Annotated in this window: 17 protein-coding genes; 7 read left to right on the top strand and 10 right to left on the bottom strand. The window is 63.8% G+C overall.

What is annotated here, in order from left to right:
• The first annotated feature begins 21 nt into the window (after positions 1 to 21).
• The 3 genes from NKG99_RS04865 to NKG99_RS04855 all read left to right on the top strand — a co-directional run bounded on the left by NKG99_RS04865 (position 22) and on the right by NKG99_RS04855 (position 4,708).
• On the top strand, positions 22 to 1,197 hold the full coding sequence (locus tag NKG99_RS04865; protein WP_352864780.1) for an efflux RND transporter periplasmic adaptor subunit: 1,176 nt from the start codon (positions 22 to 24) through the stop codon (positions 1,195 to 1,197).
• 76 nt (positions 1,198 to 1,273) lie between these two features.
• The gene (locus tag NKG99_RS04860; protein ID WP_352864778.1) at positions 1,274 to 4,453 is read left to right on the top strand and encodes an efflux RND transporter permease subunit; all 3,180 of its coding nucleotides are present in this window, start codon (positions 1,274 to 1,276) and stop codon (positions 4,451 to 4,453) included.
• Between the two features lie 96 nt (positions 4,454 to 4,549).
• Positions 4,550 to 4,708 carry a DUF3309 family protein gene (locus NKG99_RS04855; protein WP_032908138.1) on the top strand — a complete coding sequence of 53 codons (159 nt, stop codon included), beginning with the start codon at positions 4,550 to 4,552 and terminating at the stop codon, positions 4,706 to 4,708.
• A gap of 67 nt (positions 4,709 to 4,775) precedes the next feature.
• On the opposite strand, the gene NKG99_RS04850 is transcribed toward NKG99_RS04855, so the two are convergent.
• Both NKG99_RS04850 and NKG99_RS04845 read right to left on the bottom strand, forming a co-directional pair.
• On the bottom strand, positions 4,776 to 5,735 hold the full coding sequence (locus NKG99_RS04850) for an SDR family oxidoreductase (protein ID WP_352864775.1): 960 nt from the start codon (positions 5,733 to 5,735) through the stop codon (positions 4,776 to 4,778).
• Between the two features lie 69 nt (positions 5,736 to 5,804).
• Complete coding sequence (locus NKG99_RS04845) at positions 5,805 to 6,014, bottom strand: DUF680 domain-containing protein (protein WP_352864773.1); 210 nt, start codon at positions 6,012 to 6,014, stop codon at positions 5,805 to 5,807.
• Positions 6,015 to 6,128: 114 nt separating this feature from the next.
• On the opposite strand from NKG99_RS04845, the gene NKG99_RS04840 reads away from it, so the two are divergent.
• A complete protein-coding gene (locus tag NKG99_RS04840) occupies positions 6,129 to 7,037 on the top strand; it encodes a LysR family transcriptional regulator (protein WP_352864771.1) in 909 nt (302 codons plus the stop codon).
• Here the strand turns inward: NKG99_RS04840 and NKG99_RS04835 are convergent.
• The 3 genes from NKG99_RS04835 to NKG99_RS04825 all read right to left on the bottom strand — a co-directional run bounded on the left by NKG99_RS04835 (position 7,001) and on the right by NKG99_RS04825 (position 9,392).
• A complete protein-coding gene (locus NKG99_RS04835; RefSeq protein WP_352864769.1) occupies positions 7,001 to 8,176 on the bottom strand; it encodes an MFS transporter in 1,176 nt (391 codons plus the stop codon). The genes NKG99_RS04840 and NKG99_RS04835 overlap by 37 nt on opposite strands.
• A gap of 99 nt (positions 8,177 to 8,275) precedes the next feature.
• On the bottom strand, positions 8,276 to 8,584 hold the full coding sequence (locus tag NKG99_RS04830; RefSeq protein WP_352864767.1) for a DUF1244 domain-containing protein: 309 nt from the start codon (positions 8,582 to 8,584) through the stop codon (positions 8,276 to 8,278).
• A 10-nt stretch (positions 8,585 to 8,594) separates the two neighbouring features.
• A complete protein-coding gene (locus tag NKG99_RS04825) occupies positions 8,595 to 9,392 on the bottom strand; it encodes an N-formylglutamate amidohydrolase (protein ID WP_352864765.1) in 798 nt (265 codons plus the stop codon).
• A 286-nt stretch (positions 9,393 to 9,678) separates the two neighbouring features.
• Between NKG99_RS04825 and NKG99_RS04820 the strand changes: the two genes are divergently transcribed.
• Positions 9,679 to 10,125 (top strand): DUF1036 domain-containing protein, encoded by a 447-nt coding sequence (locus NKG99_RS04820; RefSeq protein ID WP_352865123.1) that lies wholly within the window; start codon positions 9,679 to 9,681, stop codon positions 10,123 to 10,125.
• Positions 10,122 to 11,558, top strand: a complete 1,437-nt coding sequence (gene pyk / locus NKG99_RS04815) for a pyruvate kinase (RefSeq protein ID WP_352864763.1) — start codon at positions 10,122 to 10,124, stop codon at positions 11,556 to 11,558. Before NKG99_RS04820 ends, pyk begins: the two co-directional genes overlap by 4 nt.
• A 27-nt stretch (positions 11,559 to 11,585) precedes the next feature.
• Here the strand turns inward: pyk and NKG99_RS04810 are convergent, their stop codons facing one another.
• The 3 genes from NKG99_RS04810 to ykgO all read right to left on the bottom strand — a co-directional run bounded on the left by NKG99_RS04810 (position 11,586) and on the right by ykgO (position 13,628).
• On the bottom strand, positions 11,586 to 12,653 hold the full coding sequence (locus tag NKG99_RS04810; RefSeq protein WP_352864761.1) for an alpha/beta fold hydrolase: 1,068 nt from the start codon (positions 12,651 to 12,653) through the stop codon (positions 11,586 to 11,588).
• Positions 12,654 to 12,785: 132 nt separating this feature from the next.
• On the bottom strand, positions 12,786 to 13,391 hold the full coding sequence (locus tag NKG99_RS04805; protein WP_352864759.1) for a tetratricopeptide repeat protein: 606 nt from the start codon (positions 13,389 to 13,391) through the stop codon (positions 12,786 to 12,788).
• Between the two features lie 111 nt (positions 13,392 to 13,502).
• Positions 13,503 to 13,628 carry a type B 50S ribosomal protein L36 gene (gene ykgO, locus NKG99_RS04800; RefSeq protein ID WP_006327841.1) on the bottom strand — a complete coding sequence of 42 codons (126 nt, stop codon included), beginning with the start codon at positions 13,626 to 13,628 and terminating at the stop codon, positions 13,503 to 13,505.
• 229 nt (positions 13,629 to 13,857) lie between these two features.
• Here ykgO and NKG99_RS04795 point away from each other — a divergent pair, with 229 nt between their 5' ends.
• Positions 13,858 to 14,280, top strand: a complete 423-nt coding sequence (locus tag NKG99_RS04795; RefSeq protein ID WP_352864755.1) for a lysozyme inhibitor LprI family protein — start codon at positions 13,858 to 13,860, stop codon at positions 14,278 to 14,280.
• 14 nt (positions 14,281 to 14,294) lie between these two features.
• Here the strand turns inward: NKG99_RS04795 and NKG99_RS04790 are convergent, their stop codons facing one another.
• Together NKG99_RS04790 and purE are read right to left on the bottom strand one after the other, a co-directional pair.
• Positions 14,295 to 15,371 carry a 5-(carboxyamino)imidazole ribonucleotide synthase gene (locus NKG99_RS04790; RefSeq protein WP_352864753.1) on the bottom strand — a complete coding sequence of 359 codons (1,077 nt, stop codon included), beginning with the start codon at positions 15,369 to 15,371 and terminating at the stop codon, positions 14,295 to 14,297.
• Positions 15,368 to 15,865: a 5-(carboxyamino)imidazole ribonucleotide mutase gene (gene purE, locus NKG99_RS04785; protein WP_352864750.1), complete on the bottom strand. Its 498-nt coding sequence runs from the start codon at positions 15,863 to 15,865 to the stop codon at positions 15,368 to 15,370. Before purE ends, NKG99_RS04790 begins: the two co-directional genes overlap by 4 nt.

Genomic DNA, 15,865 nt, shown 5'->3' with positions numbered 1-15,865 from the left:
CCGCAGTGGAAAACAACGAAGATGCCGAGAATCAGGTTTCACAAGCTTGCAGCCATTGTTGTGCTCATTGGTTTCGCGGCCTGGATGGCGACAGGCGAGTTTTCGTCCGTCGGCAGCGTGGCCGCCAACAAGGCCAAGGCAGCCGAAGTCGAGCAGGCCAAGGCGCCGGACGCCAACAAGCCCAGAGCGGCGGAAGCCGAGCCGAAGGCACCGCTGCGCACCGTGGCGGTGGTGACGCCGCCGCGCAAGACCTATGCACGCGCCATCCGCGTTTCCGGGCTGACCGAAGCCGACAAGCGGGCGGTGCTGGCGACGCGCGTCGCCGGCGTCATCGACAAGCTGCCGGTCAAGCAGGGCCAGCACGTCAAGACCGGCGATCTGGTGCTGATGCTTGCGGCGGAAGAAAAGATCTCCATGGTCGACAACGCCAGGCAGCTCGTGGTGCAGCGCCAGGCCGAATTGGACGCGGGTTTGCGGCTGATGAAGACTGGCAATCTGCCGAAGCTGCAGCTCGACACCGCGCGCTCGAACCTGACCTCGGCGCAGTCGCTGCTGGAAACCGCACAGGCCGAACTCGACCGCAATGAGGTGAAAGCGCCTTTCGACGGCGTCATCGACCGGGTGCCGGTGGAGCTCGGCAGTTCCATCATGCAGGGCGGCGAGGTGGCAACCATCCTCAAGCTCGATCCGGTGATTGCCCGCGGCGAAATCAGCGAGCGCGACCTCGGCTACCTCAAGCTGGGCGACAAGGCCAATGTGCGACTGGTCAGCGGTCAGACCGTCGAAGGCACCGTGCGCTACATCAGCCGCGACGCATCGTCGGCGACCCGCACCTTCCGCGTCGAGGTGGCGATCCCCAACGGCGACGGCTCCGTGCCGGCTGGCATGACGGCCGAAATCGCGCTCAACGCACAACCGACCGACGCGGTCCTGCTGCCGCGCTCGGTGGTGACGCTGGGCGACAAGGGCGACCTCGGCATCCGTGCCGTCGGCAAGGACAACAAGGTGGCGTTCTTCCCGATCGACCTCGTCGACGATACGCCGACCGGCCTCGTGCTCGGCGGCATTCCGGCCGATGCGCGCATCATCGTCGCCGGCCAGGAACTGGTGAAGGAAGGCGATCTGGTCAATCCGGTCGAGGCCGACCAGGCGACCATCAAGAAGCTGCTGGGCGAGGCAACGGCCGGCACGCAGTAATATCGCGATGGACTAGCCCTGGACGGGGACAATCGGCTGCGACGCAGCTCCTGAAATTCAAAAACAGGCGTTAGCCATGGATATCGTCAGACTCGCAATCAACAATGCCCGGCTGACCATCTCGGTCCTGGTCTTCCTGATCCTTGCCGGGGCGGTCGCCTATCAGTCGACGCCGAAGGAAGCGGAGCCCGACGTTCCGATTCCGATGATGTATATCAGCCTGATCTATCAGGGCATTTCGCCTGAGGATTCGGAGCGGCTTCTGCTGCGGCCGATGGAAAGCAAGCTGAAAAGCTTGAAGGGCCTCAAGGAAATGCGTTCGGCCGCCTTCCAGGGCGGCGGCTACGTGCTGGTCGAATTCCAGCCGCAGACCAATCTGGCCACCGCGCTGCAGGACACGCGCAGCAAGGTACAGGACGCCAAGGCCGACCTGCCACAGGCGGCCGAGGAACCGACAGTCAACGAAGTCAACATTTCCGAGTTTCCGGTGCTCGTCGTCACGCTGTCGGGCGAATTGCCCGAACGCGTGCTGACCGCCGCGGCACGCGAACTGCGCGACCGCATCGAAGAAGTGCCCGGCGTTCTCGAAGGCTCGCTGCAAGGTGCGCGCGACGACCTGGTCGAGGTCGTCATCGACCCGATGAAGCTGTCTTCCTACGGGCTGCAGCTCGATCAGCTGATTGGTGCGGTCGGCAACTCCAACAGTCTGGTCGCCGCCGGCAACATCGAAGGCTCGGAAGGCAAGTACGCCGTCAAAGTGCCTTCGCTGATCGAGACGCCGGAGGATGTGGCGGCACTGCCGGTGGTCGCCGGCCCCAATGCCGTGGTGCAGGCCAAGGACATCGCCACGATTCGCTCGACCTTCAAGGATGCGGAAACGGTGACACGCCTCAACGGCAAGCCGGCCATCGCCATCGAAGTCAAGAAGCGCATAGGCTCCAACCTGATCGATACCATCGCCAAGGTGCGGACGGTGTCCGACGAGTTCGTCAAATCCATGCCCGCGGGCATGAACGTCACCTACACGCAGGACAAGTCCGTCTTTGTCAACCAGTTGCTGGGCGATCTGCAGAACCACGTCATGATCGCCGTCATCCTGGTGTTCATCGTCATCCTCTATGCGCTGTCCGGCCGTGCCTCGCTGCTCATTGGCCTGGCCATTCCGTCGTCCTTCCTGATCGGCATCCTGCTGCTGGCGATGATGGGCTACACGATCAACATGATCGTGCTGTTCAGCCTCATCCTGGCCGTCGGCATGCTGGTCGACGATGCCATCATCGTCACCGAGTTCGCCGAGCGACGGATGAGCGAAGGCATGCCGAAGGAGGAAGCCTTCGCGCTCGCCGCCAAGCGCATGGCCGGTCCGGTCATCGCGGCGACGATGACGCGTATCGCCGCCTTCTCGCCGCTGCTGTTCTGGCCCGGCATCATCGGCGACTTCATGAAGTACATGCCGATCACCCTGATCGTCACGCTGTCGGCCTCGATGCTCTACGCGCTGGTCTTCGCGCCGACGCTGGGTGCGATCTTCGCCAAGGCGCCGCCGCATCACGAGGATGACAATCGCGACGGCTGGTACATGGCGATCGTCAAGCAAGCGGTGCGCTTCCCGATCACCGTGCTGGTGCTGACCGTCGCGCTGCTGTTCGGCGTCGGTTTTGCCTATTCGAAATACGGCGCCGGCGTCGAGTTCTTCCCGAATGTCGAGCCGGATTACGGCCTGCTTTACGTGCACGCGCGCGGCAATCTTTCGCTGGCCGAAATGGATACGGCGACCAAGATCGCGGAAGACAGGCTGCTCGGCTGGCCGGGTGTGAAGTCGGTCTACACCCGCGTCGGCAAGACGCAAGGCGGCGGCCAGGACATTCCCGAAGACGTCGTCGGCGTCATCCAGTACGAGTTCATCGACTGGCGCGAGCGCAAGTCGGCGAACCATATCCTGGACGATTTGCGCGGCGTCATGGCCGGCATTCCCGGCGTCGATGTCGAGGTGCGCGTGCCGGAGGCCGGCCCACCGACCGGCAAGCCGATCCAGATCAGGCTTTCGGCCGTCGACCCCAAGGGGCTCGACGACAAAGCCCGTGCGGTCGCGGCGCGCATCGGCAAGGTTCCTGGCGTCATAGATATCTCCGATGGTTTGCCTCCGCCCGGCGTCGACTGGGCGCTCGAGGTCGACCGCGCCAAGGCGGCGCAGTACGGCATCAGCCCGACCTCGGTCGGCACCGTGGTGCAACTGGTGACCAACGGGTTGAAACTTTCGGAATACCGTCCGGCCGGCGCCGATGACGCCGTCGACATCCGGCTTCGCCTGCCCGAAGACCGGCGCACGCTGTCGACGCTCGACGAATTGCGGGTGCAGACCTCGCAAGGCTCGGTACCGATCTCGAACTTTGTCGTGCGCAAGCCTGAACCGACGGTCGGTATCCTCAACCGCATCGACGGCGCCCGTACGGTGGTCGTCCAGGCCAACGTTGCCGCCGGCGCCCAGGTCGCGGCAGTGCAGGAGCAGGTCAGCAAGGCCGTCTCCGATATGGATCTGGGCAGCGGCATCCGCTGGAAGCTGGCTGGCTCGAACGAGGACAGCGCCGAAGCCAGCGCCTTTCTCAGCAAGGCCTTCGGAGCGGCGATCTTCCTGATCTTCCTCGTGCTTTTGGCGCAGTTCAACAAGTTCACCAGCGTCTGGCTGGTGCTGTCCTGCGTGGTCATGGCGACGATCGGTGTGTTCCTCGGACTGCTGATAACAGGCGAGACGTTCGGCATCGTCATGTCGGGCATCGGCGTCATCGCGCTGGCCGGCGTGGTGGTGAACAACAACATCGTGCTGATCGACACCTATGACAGGCTGCGCGAAGAGGGTTGGGACAAGGTCGAGGCGGTGCTGCAGACCTGCCGCGAACGCGCCCGCCCGGTGGTGCTGACGGCGGTGTCGGCCATTCTCGGCGTGCTGCCGATCGCCTTCGGCCTCGGCCTCGAAATCTTCCATCACGAGACGACGATCAACGCACCGTCGACGCAATGGTGGATTTCGCTGTCGTCGGCGATCGTCTTCGGCCTGTCCTTCGCCACCGTGCTGACGCTGGTGGTGACGCCGTCGATGTTGATGGTGTTCACCCGCGCCAAGGTCAAGCCCGGCACGCGGCGCGGCTGGTTCAGCCGGCTGTTCCGGCGCGGCAAGGGCGAGATTTCTTCGACCGATGCGCCGGGACAGGATGTCGGAGCGGAGCCGGAGATCGCCTTTCCAAAAGCCGCCGAATAGACCCAATGCCGATTTGACCGGCAAAGGCCGCCCGGAACAACCGGGCGGCCTTTCGCATTGTTCTCTCCAAGAGCAATGCCGTGCAGGGAGTTTCCCATGCCGATCACCACCATTATCATCATCGTTCTGGTCCTCGTCCTCATTGGCGCCGTGCCAGCCTGGCCGCATTCGCGCTCCTGGGGCTATGGGCCGTCGGGCATTGTCGGGGTGGTGCTGGTAGTGCTCCTGGTGCTGGTGTTGATGGGGCGGGTCTAGCCGCCCTTCCAGGAGACCTATCGATGTAAAGAGATCGGCAGGCCGCCATGGCTGCCCGCCGGGCCTGTCAGGCAGCTTTCGCAACGCCATTCACGGTGGCGATGCCGATGTCCTCAAGAGCTTCAGTGACCGCCTGATCCAGCGGCATGTGGGGGATCGCACCGATGATGCCTTCCAGCCGCGTCGAAACCAGTTGATGCGGCTCGAAGCGCAGATAGGACATCGACACGATCTCGCGCCACATCGCCACGAACGGGCTGCCGGCGCGCAGCACCCACCACGGCATGGAGGTCAGTTTGAGCGGGCGACCGAGTGCCTTCTCTGCCGCGGCCTTGAGTTGCCGGTCGGTGATTGCATGGCCGGGAAGGTTCAGAGCTTCATAGGTGCCGAGCTTATCGAGGTTTTCCGCCAGGCCGACGAAGGCCTTGGCGAAGTCCGGCAGGTAGGCCCATTCATGCACCAGATCGACTGGACCAGGTGCGGTGTAGATGCCCTTGGCCATCTTGGCGGCGACGACCAGGTCGAACCATGAACCGCTGCCGGTGCCGCCGAAGAAGTCGCCGGCGCGCAAGAGAATGGTACGCACCCGGCCGGCGTCGGCCTCGCGGCGAAACAGGTCTTCCATCGCGGTGCGAATGCGGCCCTTCTCGGTCGTCGGGTGAAAGGGCGTGTTCTCGGTGATCACCGCCGGCATCGGCGAGCCGTAATTGTAGACGGTGCCGGGGAAGAGGTGCAGCGTGCCATTCGCATGGCAGGCGGCCATGACGTTCTCGGCCATCGGCAGGCACTTGCCCCAGTCGGTGTAGATCGGGTTGAGGCCGTTGAAGATGATGTCGACGCCTTGCGTGGCGCGGATCAAGCCTTCACGGTCGAGCGCGTCGCCGGCGACCGCCGTGGCGCCGTTGAGCTCGGCCGGCACCTTGCCGCTGCGGGTGATTGCGCGGACATCGTAGCCGGCATCGATGAAGGCCTTGGCGACCACGCGGCCGAGCCGGCCATTGGCACCGAGAATTGCGATCTTGGTCATTGGAAATACTCCTGATTTGGAATTTGCGTGGTCGTTGGGGAGGGGCGATCAGCGACAAGCGCGATCGGATCAGCGGTTGCCGAAGATCTCGCGGTTGCTGCCTTGCGTCGCCGGCTTCTGGACGGCCGCGTCCGGGTTGCCGATCGACGTGGTGGTCGTGTTGTCGATGCTGGCCACGGTCGGCTGGCTGGCGTCGTTCGAGCCAAACTTGTCGCTGCCGGCAAAAGCAGCGCTGGCGGAAATGAGGATGGCGGCGGCGGTGAGAGCGATCTTGGTCATTTGAGTTCTCCAGGTTGGTGTTTGCAGTCCGTGTTGGTGTCTGCAGCCGGAATATGGTCGCCTCGAATGCGAATGGAAATTGACTATCGCTGGAGCTTTGTTATTCATAAATGAATGACTGAAATCGACTGGAACCTGATCAAGAGCTTCGTCACCGTTGCGGAAACCGGCAGCTTGTCGGCCGCGGCGCGAAAACTCTCGGCAAGTCAGCCGACGCTCGGTCGTCACATCGGCGAGCTCGAACAGGCGCTGGGTGTCACGCTGTTCCGGCGCGGGCGGCGCGGCTATGAACTGACGGAAGCCGGCAGCACGTTGTTCGAACGCGGCAAGGCGGTCAGCGAGCAGGCAAGCGCCTTCTCACTGCTGGCGCTGGGATCGGTCGAGGCAATCGAAGGCACGGTGCGCATCGCCGCCAGCGAAGTGGTGGCTGCCTATGTGCTGCCGGCCATGATGGCGCGGCTTGGGCTCGAGGAGCCGGGTATCGAGGTCGAGATCGTTGCCTCGAATCAAGTCGAAAACCTGTTGCGCCGCGATGCCGATATCGCCATCCGTATGGTCAAGCCGGCGCAGAACGAGCTGACGGCGCGTAAGGTCTGCGATATTCCGCTTTGCGCCTGCGCGGCCAAATCCTATCTCGACCGGCGCGGCCGGCCGCTGGAGCCTGCCGACCTTGTCGACCACGATTTGGTCGGCTTCGACCGCAGCGACGACATCATTAGAGGCTTTACCCAGTATGGCATCCCTGTCACCCGGAGCAGTTTCCGCTTCAGGGCCGACAACCAGATCGTTTTGTGGGAGGCGGTGCGGGCGGGAAACGGCGTCGGTCTCGGCCAGGAGCCGCTGGTCGACCGTGATCCATCGGTGGAGAAGCTGCTGCCTGGCCTGCCACTGCCTGTCTTACCAGTGTGGCTGGCCATGCATCGCGACGTGCGCACCAGCGTGCGCATCCGCCGCGTCGCGGATTTCCTCTACGAGGAACTGCAGCGCTATTCGGCCGGCGCGGCGGCGAACTCCGCGCGGTGAGCAAGGCCGGCCATCAGCAGAACGACGATCAGCAACCCCGACATGGCGACGAAGATCGGGCCGAAGCTGGAATGCTCGGCAACGAAGCCGATCGCCGAGGGCGCCACCAATATGCCGGAATAGCCCATCGTGGTGACGACGCTCATTCCGATGCCCGACGACATGCCTTCCTGGTTGCCGCCGGCCGAGAAGATGATCGGCACCATGTTGGCGATGCCGAAGCCGCACAGGGCAAAGGCGGCGATTGCGAGCCAGGGCGAGGGCGACAGCCCGGCGATCAGCATGCCGGCGGCCGCGACAACCGCCGAGCCGCGTAGGGTCGCGACCGCGCCGAAGCGATTGCGGACGCCGTCGCCGAAGAAGCGCATGATCGCCATGACACCGGAAAAGGCAGCGTAAGCGAGGCCGGCGATGGCAAGGTCGGCGCCGAGTTCCTGCCTGAGATACAGCGCCGCCCAGTCGAGCACCGCGCCTTCGGAGATCATCGTCAGCAGCGCCATCAGGCCGACCAGATAAACCAGCGGGTTTGCCGGCAGCGTGAATTTGTGATGCTCGGCCGCCCGCGGCCTATCCTCGCCGACCAGATGGCGAACCGCCACCGCGATCACCGCGAGGGCGAGAGCGGTGACCACCGCCGCGTGGGCGAGATGGCCGTAGGTCTGAATGGCAAAGCCGCCGAGGCCGCCGCCGGCGAAACCGCCGAGGCTCCAGAAGCCATGCGAGGACGACATGATGGCGCGGGAGAGCCGCCGTTCGACCACCACCGCATTGGCGTTCATGGCGACATCCATGCCGCCGATCGAGCCGCCGAAGATGAACATGGCGATGGCCGCCAGCGGCACATTAGGCGCCAGCGCCACGACCAGCAGGCCGAGGCTGCCGCAAAGGCCGAACCAGCGCAGCACGGTGCGCGAACCATGCCTGGAGATCAAATGGCCGCACCAGGTCATGGCGGTGACGGCGCCGGCGCCAAACAGCAGGATCAGCAGGCCGAGCGTGAACTTCGAGATGTCGAGCCGGGTCAGGAACACCGGGATCTGCGGCGCCCAGCTGCCGGTCAGAAAGCCGTTGGCGAGGAAAATGGCCGCGACGGCCCATCGTCCGCGAATGGCAGTCTGCATGGCGTTTGACGCGTTCATAAGGCGAATCCGGTCAGAAAATGGCTTCGCGCGGCAAATTAGATCGATTCAATTTTCAGTCAAGCGCTCTATTTCGAAAGCGCTTGGGCCAAAGCGGGCTTAGTGGTCCTTGGGACGCCTTGCCTCGAATTCGGCCTTCTTGGCGTCGGAGGCCTCGGTCTGGTTGAGTGCCTGCCATTGCGCGTAAGGCATGCCGTAGACGATCTCGCGCGACTGGTCCTTGCTCAGGTCGACGCCCTCCGCATTGGCCGCCTCGCGGTACCAGTTCGACAGGCAGTTGCGGCAGAAGCCGGCGAGGTTCATCAGGTCGATGTTCTGCACGTCGTTGCGCTCGCGCAGATGCCCGACCAGCCGGCGAAAGGCGGCGGCCTCGAAATCGCGTTGCTGTTCGTCGCTGAGTTCGGTCATCGAAACCTCCTTACAGCGGCCCGGTGCGGGAGCCGAATTGCTTGACGACATGTATATCGGGACGACGGTTGATCGCGTCAACGATCGGCGCCAACCGTTCGGCCCATGCCAGAGCGCCTTTCTGGTCTGCTATCAGATCCTGGCGGATCTCGATCAGCGCATGAGCAAAACCGTTGACGATGGCGTGCTTGTACATGGTGTCGCCGCGCAGCGCGCCGTCGTAAGGTTCGTTGTCGCCGACGGCCAGGCTCTTGTCCTCGGCCAGCATGTCGATCAGCGGCCGTGCCACCCGGTCGTCCCGGTCCCACAGGATACCAACATGCCAGGGACGCTGTATGCCTTGCATGACAGGCGTGAAGGAATGCACGGAGAAGATGAAGGGCGTCCACGCGGAAGCCCGTGCGACCGAGGCTATCATGGCGCCGACAGCGTCGTGATAGGGCCGGTAGAAGCCATCGAGCCGCCTTTCACGCTCCTCGGGAGCGATGGGGTAATTCCCGGGCACGACGGTGCCGTCATAAAGCTGGCGAATAAGCGTCGGATCGTCCTCGCCGCGATTGGGATCGATCAGCAGCCGCGAAAAATTGGCGAGCACCGCCGGTACGCCGAGCAAGGCGGCCAGTTCGCGCGTTACCGTTTCGACCCCGATGTCGTAGGCGATGTGGCGGTCGAACTCCGCCGCCGGCAGGCCGAGCCTGCCATAATCGTCGGGTAGGTCGCGGCGGGCATGGTCGCACAAGAGCACGATGCCTCGCTTGCGGTCGCCTTCGACAACGTCGAAAGGCGCGAAAACTGTGGATCGGGTCATTGGCGGGAAATGGTCTGTTCGCTGGCTTCCGGGGAGGGTGCTATCGTCATTCCACGAAGACGACGCTTGCGCAATGCCGTTGTTTGGCCAAGGTTTCCCGGGAAATCTGGCGGAGCTCGGCGAATCGTGCGCCGGAGCCTTCTAAATCGATTGGAATTGAACAAAACGGTGCGTTGACATGCGCCCGGACTTTTCCGAAAAGGGGCGCAGAGAGATGCTGATGTGGTTCTTGAGGGGTTTTCGGATGAGTTCCGCTGGCAGGCAGCGCATGCGCTCTGCCTTTGCCATGCCGCTCCTGATCCTTGCCGTCGGCCTGTCGGCGGTGGTCATGGCCTCGCCGGCGCGTGCCGATTTCCGAGTCTGCAACGCCACGCAGAACCTGGTCGGTGTCGGTATCGGCTATCGCGCCAAGGCCGGCTGGATCACCGAGGGCTGGTGGCACATCGAGGGATCGAGCTGCAAGACGCTGATCGAAGGGCCGCTGTCATCAAGGTTTTACTATCTTTATGCAGAAGACGCCGAGCGCGGCGGACGCTGGGACGGCCCGATCAACATGTGCGTGGCTGAAAAAGAGTTCAAGATCGCCGGCGTAACCGACTGCGTCGCCCGGGGCTTCCAGCGCGCCGGATTCCAGGAATATGACACGGGCGAACAGGCAAGCTGGATGGTCCAGCTGACCGATGAGTCCACAACGGGAGGCGCTCCAGCCGCCCCGGGAACAAACAGTCAATGAGACGTAGCCGCAAGGTCAAGATCCTAGCCACTATCGGTCCGGCCTCCTCGTCGGAGGAGATGCTGAAGAAACTGTTCGAAGCTGGCGCCGATGTGTTCCGCATCAATATGAGCCACACCGATCACGAGCTGATGCGCACGCTGGTCGGACGCATCCGCACTGTCGAGGAAGCGGTCGGCCGGCCGATCGGCATCCTGGCCGATCTGCAAGGACCAAAACTGCGCGTCGGCAAGTTCGCCAATGGCAAGGAAGTGCTGACTGTCGGCCAGACCTTCACGCTCGACGACAATCCCGAGCCCGGCACCTCGACCAGGGTCTATCTGCCGCATCCCGAAATCCTGACCTCGGTCGAGGCCGGCCATCGCCTGCTGATCGACGACGGCAAGCTCGAGCTGAAGGCGGTGAGAAGCGACGGCAAGTCGATCGTCTGCACCGTCGTCGCCGGCACCACGATCTCCGACAAGAAGGGCGTCAGCCTGCCCGACACCGACCTGCCGGTCGGCGCGCTCACCGAGAAGGACCGCAAGGATCTCGATGCCGTGCTGGCCACGGGCGTAGACTGGGTCGCGCTGTCCTTCGTGCAGCGGCCGGAGGATCTTGCCGAGGCGCGCAAGATCGCGCGCGGCCGGGCGCTGATCATGGCCAAGATCGAAAAGCCGCAAGCCGTCGCCCGGCTGGCCGAAATCATCGAGCTGTCCGACGCGCTGATGGTCGCCCGCGGTGATCTCGGCGTCGAGATGCCGCTCGAGGCGGTGCCCGGCATCCAGAAGCAGATCACGCGCGCGGCTCGCCGCGCCGGCAAGCCGGTGGTGGTAGCCACGCAGATGCTGGAATCTATGATCACAGCACCGGTGCCGACCCGTGCCGAGGTGTCGGATGTTTCGATCGCCGTCTTCGAAGGCGCCGATGCCATCATGCTGTCGGCGGAATCGGCGGCGGGCGCCTATCCCGTCGAAGCCGTGGCGATGATGAACCGTATCGCCACCAAGGTTGAAACCGATCCGACCTATGCCGGCATCATCAACGCCCAGCGTTCCGAGCCGGAAGCGACCGGCGCCGACGCCATTTCGCTGGCCGCCCGCGAGATCGCCGAGACGCTGAAACTGTCGGCGATCATCACCTACACGGCGTCCGGCACCACGGGCCTGCGCGCCGCCCGCGAACGTCCGCAAGTGCCGATCATCGCGCTGTCGCCGATCGTCAACACGGCGCGGCGGCTGTCGCTGCTATGGGGCACGCATTGCGTCGTCTCACCCGACGCAATCGATCTTGACGACATGGTCGACCGCGCCTGTCGCATCGCCTTCGAGGAAGGCTTCGGCAAGCCCGGCGACCGCGTCATCATCACCGCCGGCGTGCCGCTGAGGACGCCGGGCTCGACCAATATGCTGCGCATCGCCTATGTCGGATCGGACGTGCAGACGAGCCGTTAGATCGACCGTCCGAACCGTTAGGCGTGATCAGGTCGGCGCGAGTTCGGCCTGCGGCGCCTTGATATCAGCACATCCGCCGGCGCCGTAAGCGTCGCCGGCGACGCGCGCTTCCACAGCCTTCGCAATCGCCTGCAGGTCGATGTTCTTGCCGGCGACCTTCTCGATGGCGCCGACGGCCAGGTCGGGCGCGATCCAGTCCGGCTTGTGGCCGAGATTGTGCACCCAGATGAGTTCGGCGCCGGCAATGTCGCGGGCGAGGCCGATCGAGTGAATCTCCGCATAGACGACTTTGTCGCGATCGCCCGAAATGACCACGGTTGGCGCCTTGATCTGGTTGTAGTGCGGTGCGGCGCCAAGGGCGTAGCGATAGAGCCCGGCGACATCGGCGGCGTTGGCACGAAAGGCCGATGGTCGCAGTACCAACGGGATAGAGGCCGCGGCGAGATAGTTGTCCGGCACCTTGTTGGGCGAGAAGACGCAGGTCGTGGCGTCTTCCATCCGCAGCCTTCCCGTCGGATAGGTCAGCGTCTCGGAAAACAGCCAGCCGATCACCGGAATGGTCGTCAGATGGTAGTACCAGGAGGTTGCGCCGCCCGGCCACGGATGAGTTGCCGGCGCGAGAAAGACCAGGCCAAGCGTCCTGTCGGAATGCTCGCGGCCGAAAGTCGATGTCACCACACCACCGAAGGAATGACCGACGATAACAGCCTTCCTGATGCCCAGACGGTCCATCAACGCGGCGATGGTGTTGGCCTGAGCCGACGGGTCCTCGTTGTTGCCGGGACCACGACCCGACCAGCCGTGGCCTGGTCGGTCGAAGAACAGCATTTCGGCGCGACCTTCGAGCAATGGCCGCAGCGGCAGCATCTGATCCCTGAGATTGGCGCTAGCGCCGTGGATGAAGACGATCGGCGGCAACTCGGCGTTCACGGACCCTGGAATATGGACATAGTGGATGCGGGCGCCATCGATGTCGGCGAATTCACCAATCGACGGATTGCCGCGTTCGATCAGCCATGAACCGGCGCGGGTGACGCCGACAAAGCCGAAGGCAAGCGTCATCAGGAAGGCAAGAGCGGCGTAGATCAGGTTCATGGAGATGCGGGGGTGGAGGGGGATAAGTTGTGGAGTAGCAAATAGGGAATAGGGAATAGGCAGTAGGCAGTAGGCAGTAGGAATGTACGCAACGCGATCTCACCTACTGCCTAATCCCTACTGCCTACTCCCTTAAATGCCTTCTCCGGCAAGCTCTTCCGAAAGCGTGCCGACCTGGTCCTGGGCGCTGCGCATCATCGGATAGATGGCCAGCACTTTCTGCCAGGCCTCGAGTGCCGATTGCTTGTGGCCGGTCAGCGCCATGATCTGCGCCAAGCCGGACAGCGCGCCGAAATGGCGCGGCTCGAGCTGCAGCGTATGGTCGATGTCGGACATCGACTTGCCGTAGTTTTTCATCATGAAATGCACGGTGGCGCGCCGGTTCCAGCCTTCGGCATAGGTCGGCTGCAAGGTCACCACCTGGTCGAGGAAATCGAGCGCGACGTCGAACTTCTGGCCTTCGACAGCCTTCTGCGACCACTGCATCATCAGATCGATCGAGGCGCTGCCGGATTGCGACCACTCATTCCAGATTTCGCCGGCAATGCGCTCGGCCGCCTTTTCGTTGCGCTCGCGCTTCAGGTCGTTGAACAGCTGGTCGAGACGGGCCTGCTTCGTCGTTGCGACCGGCGGCGCGTCCTGGGTGGCTGGCGGCGCGACAGCATCATCCGCCCGTGCCGGGCCATAAATGGCGCCGGAAACAAGCAGAGACGTCAAAAATGCAAAAAGAATCCGCATCGCGGGACTCTAGCCCCGGGTGGCGGAACGTCAAAGTGATTTTAGCGTGAGAAGGCCGGCAGGCCGGCGACAAGCATCAACTGGCGGAGGCGATGCCTCCAGCCCGAAAACTCAGCCCTGGCGTGCCTTGTAGCGCGGGGCGGTCTTGTTGATGATGTAGACGCGGCCCTTGCGGCGAACCAGCTGGTTGTCGCGGTGACGCGCCTTCAGCGCCTTGAGCGAATTCTTGATCTTCATGGTCTTGCCTGTCGGTGTGGACCCGGTCTGGGTCGAAATTTTAAGGCGCGCCAGAAGACGCGCCTTTGAACTGTGGGTGGCTCATAAACGAGGAGCCTTGTCCGTGTCAACCGCAAGCGTGCTCCGTCTCTCCATATCATCAAATATCCGCCATGTCCGCCTTGCGGCATTGCGCGGGCTCCAGCCGGCTGGGATGATGCGGCCATCATGAAGTGATTTGGGGATGGATATGCGCCGAATTTTCCTGTCTGCCTGCATTCTCGTGCTGGCGGGAGCTTCGGTTGCCCGCGCGCAGGAATGCGATCGCGGTGACGACAGCCAGCAGATGACGAACATCTGCGCCGGGGAGGATTACCAGGAAGCCGACTCCAGGCTCAACAAGGCCTACCAAGACCTCATCAGCGCGGATGACGCCGACGACAAGAGACTGCTGCAGGTGGCGCAACGCGCCTGGATCGCTTTTCGCGATGCAGAGTGCGCGCATTCCACCGCGGCCAGCGCGGGCGGTTCGATCCATCCGATGGAAGTTTCGCAATGCCTGGCCAGGCTGACCAATGATCGCATCGAGCAGTTCGCTGCCGCCGCCAATTGCGAGGAAGGCGATGCCAGTTGCGCCAGCCCCGACGAAGACGAGAGCGACGACGTGCAGTAGGCCTGTTTCGGGAGTTAGGCGCGACGGCTGATCCGGGTGAAATGGCCCATCTTGCGGCCGGGGCGTGCCTCGGCCTTGCCATAGAGGTGCAGCATCAGGTCCGGCTCGGCGAGCAGGGCCGGAACACGCAGCACATCGTCGCCGATCAGGTTCTCCATCACGCAATCGGAATGACGGTGGGGATTCCCCAGCGGCAGGCCGGCAACGGCGCGGATGTGCTGTTCGAACTGCGAAACGATGCAGGCTGCTTCCGTCCAATGGCCGGAATTGTGCACACGCGGCGCGATTTCGTTGGCCAGCAGCGAGCCGTCGGCGAGCACGAAGAACTCGACGCCGATGACGCCGACATAGTTCAGCGCCGACAGGATCTTCGATGCCGCCATTCGTGCCGCTTCCGCGGTTTCGGGCATAATGGCGGCCGGCAAGGTCGATGTGTGGAGAATGCCGTTGCGGTGGATATTCTCGGCCGGATCGTAGGCGACGACCTCGCCGTCCAGCCCACGCGCCGCGATCACCGAAATCTCGCGCTCGAACGGCACGAAGGACTCCAGGATCAGCGGCACATTGCCCATTGCCTCGCAGGTGCCGGCGAAACCACCCGTTTCCATGTTGCGGAAGACGCGCTGGCCCTTGCCGTCATAGCCCATGCGGCGGGTCTTCAGGATGCCGCTGCCGTCGAACGCTTTCAGCGCTGCCGTCAGTTCGTCATCATTGTCGACGGCGTGAAAATCCGCAGTGGCAATGCCGATGCCGTTGAGGAATGTTTTTTCGCCCACCCGGTCCTGCGCTACTTCCAGCGCGTGCGCCGGCGGATAGACCGGAACCTTGGCGGCCAGCGCGCTGGCCGCCGCGACCGGCACGTTCTCGAACTCGTAGGTGACGACGGAACTCGACGCGGCCAGTTCCGCAAGTGCAGCCTGGTCGTCATAGGCACCTGTTATCTGCCGGTTGGCGACCTGCGCCGCCGGGCTATCGGCTTGCGTCTCCAGCACCACCGTGCGGTAGCCGAGGCGGGAGGCGGCAACAGCCAGCATGCGGCCGAGCTGGCCGCCGCCAATGATGCCGATGGTCGATCCGGCGGGCAGGCTCACGGCGTGTCCGTCGGTTCGGTCGCGACCTTGGCGGTCTGCGCGGCGCGCCAGACATCCAGACGGACGGCGAGCTTGTCATCGTTCAGCGCCAGCACGGCAGCGGCCAGAAGGGCTGCGTTGGTGGCACCGGCCTTGCCTATGGCCAGCGTCCCCACCGGAATCCCGGCGGGCATCTGGACGATGGAGAGCAGCGAATCCTGCCCGGAAAGCGCCTTCGATTCCACCGGTACGCCGAACACCGGCAGCGGCGTCATCGCCGCCGTCATGCCGGGCAGGTGCGCGGCACCGCCGGCGCCGGCGATGATCACCTTGTAGCCGGCCGCCTTGGCGCCCTTGGCGAAATCATAGAGCCGGTCGGGTGTGCGATGCGCGGAGACGATCAGCCGCTTGTGCGAAATGCCCAGGGCTTCCAGCGTTTCGGCCGCAAGGCGCATCGTCGCCCAGTCGGACTGGCTGCCCATGATGATGGCGACATCGGCGCGTTGATCGTCCAA

This window comes from Mesorhizobium sp. M1409 (genome assembly GCF_040317535.1).
Lineage (GTDB): Bacteria > Pseudomonadota > Alphaproteobacteria > Rhizobiales > Rhizobiaceae > Mesorhizobium.
The sequence above is the reverse complement of the archived record's forward strand: the minus strand, read 5'-3'. Positions and strand labels throughout refer to the sequence as shown.

Coding starts and splice junctions, on each gene's coding strand:
- NKG99_RS04860 (WP_352864778.1), top strand. CDS start 1,274: ATGGATATCGTCAGACTCGCAATCAACAATGCCCGGCTGACCATCTCG.
- NKG99_RS04845 (WP_352864773.1), bottom strand. CDS start 6,014: ATGACCAAGATCGCTCTCACCGCCGCCGCCATCCTCATTTCCGCCAGC.
- NKG99_RS04835 (WP_352864769.1), bottom strand. CDS start 8,176: ATGAACGCGTCAAACGCCATGCAGACTGCCATTCGCGGACGATGGGCC.
- NKG99_RS04850 (WP_352864775.1), bottom strand. CDS start 5,735: ATGACCAAGATCGCAATTCTCGGTGCCAATGGCCGGCTCGGCCGCGTG.
- NKG99_RS04830 (WP_352864767.1), bottom strand. CDS start 8,584: ATGACCGAACTCAGCGACGAACAGCAACGCGATTTCGAGGCCGCCGCC.
- NKG99_RS04820 (WP_352865123.1), top strand. CDS start 9,679: ATGCCGCTCCTGATCCTTGCCGTCGGCCTGTCGGCGGTGGTCATGGCC.
- pyk (WP_352864763.1), top strand. CDS start 10,122: ATGAGACGTAGCCGCAAGGTCAAGATCCTAGCCACTATCGGTCCGGCC.
- ykgO (WP_006327841.1), bottom strand. CDS start 13,628: ATGAAGATCAAGAATTCGCTCAAGGCGCTGAAGGCGCGTCACCGCGAC.
- NKG99_RS04825 (WP_352864765.1), bottom strand. CDS start 9,392: ATGACCCGATCCACAGTTTTCGCGCCTTTCGACGTTGTCGAAGGCGAC.
- NKG99_RS04855 (WP_032908138.1), top strand. CDS start 4,550: ATGCCGATCACCACCATTATCATCATCGTTCTGGTCCTCGTCCTCATT.
- NKG99_RS04795 (WP_352864755.1), top strand. CDS start 13,858: ATGCGCCGAATTTTCCTGTCTGCCTGCATTCTCGTGCTGGCGGGAGCT.
- NKG99_RS04865 (WP_352864780.1), top strand. CDS start 22: ATGCCGAGAATCAGGTTTCACAAGCTTGCAGCCATTGTTGTGCTCATT.
- NKG99_RS04840 (WP_352864771.1), top strand. CDS start 6,129: ATGACTGAAATCGACTGGAACCTGATCAAGAGCTTCGTCACCGTTGCG.
- NKG99_RS04810 (WP_352864761.1), bottom strand. CDS start 12,653: ATGAACCTGATCTACGCCGCTCTTGCCTTCCTGATGACGCTTGCCTTC.
- NKG99_RS04805 (WP_352864759.1), bottom strand. CDS start 13,391: ATGCGGATTCTTTTTGCATTTTTGACGTCTCTGCTTGTTTCCGGCGCC.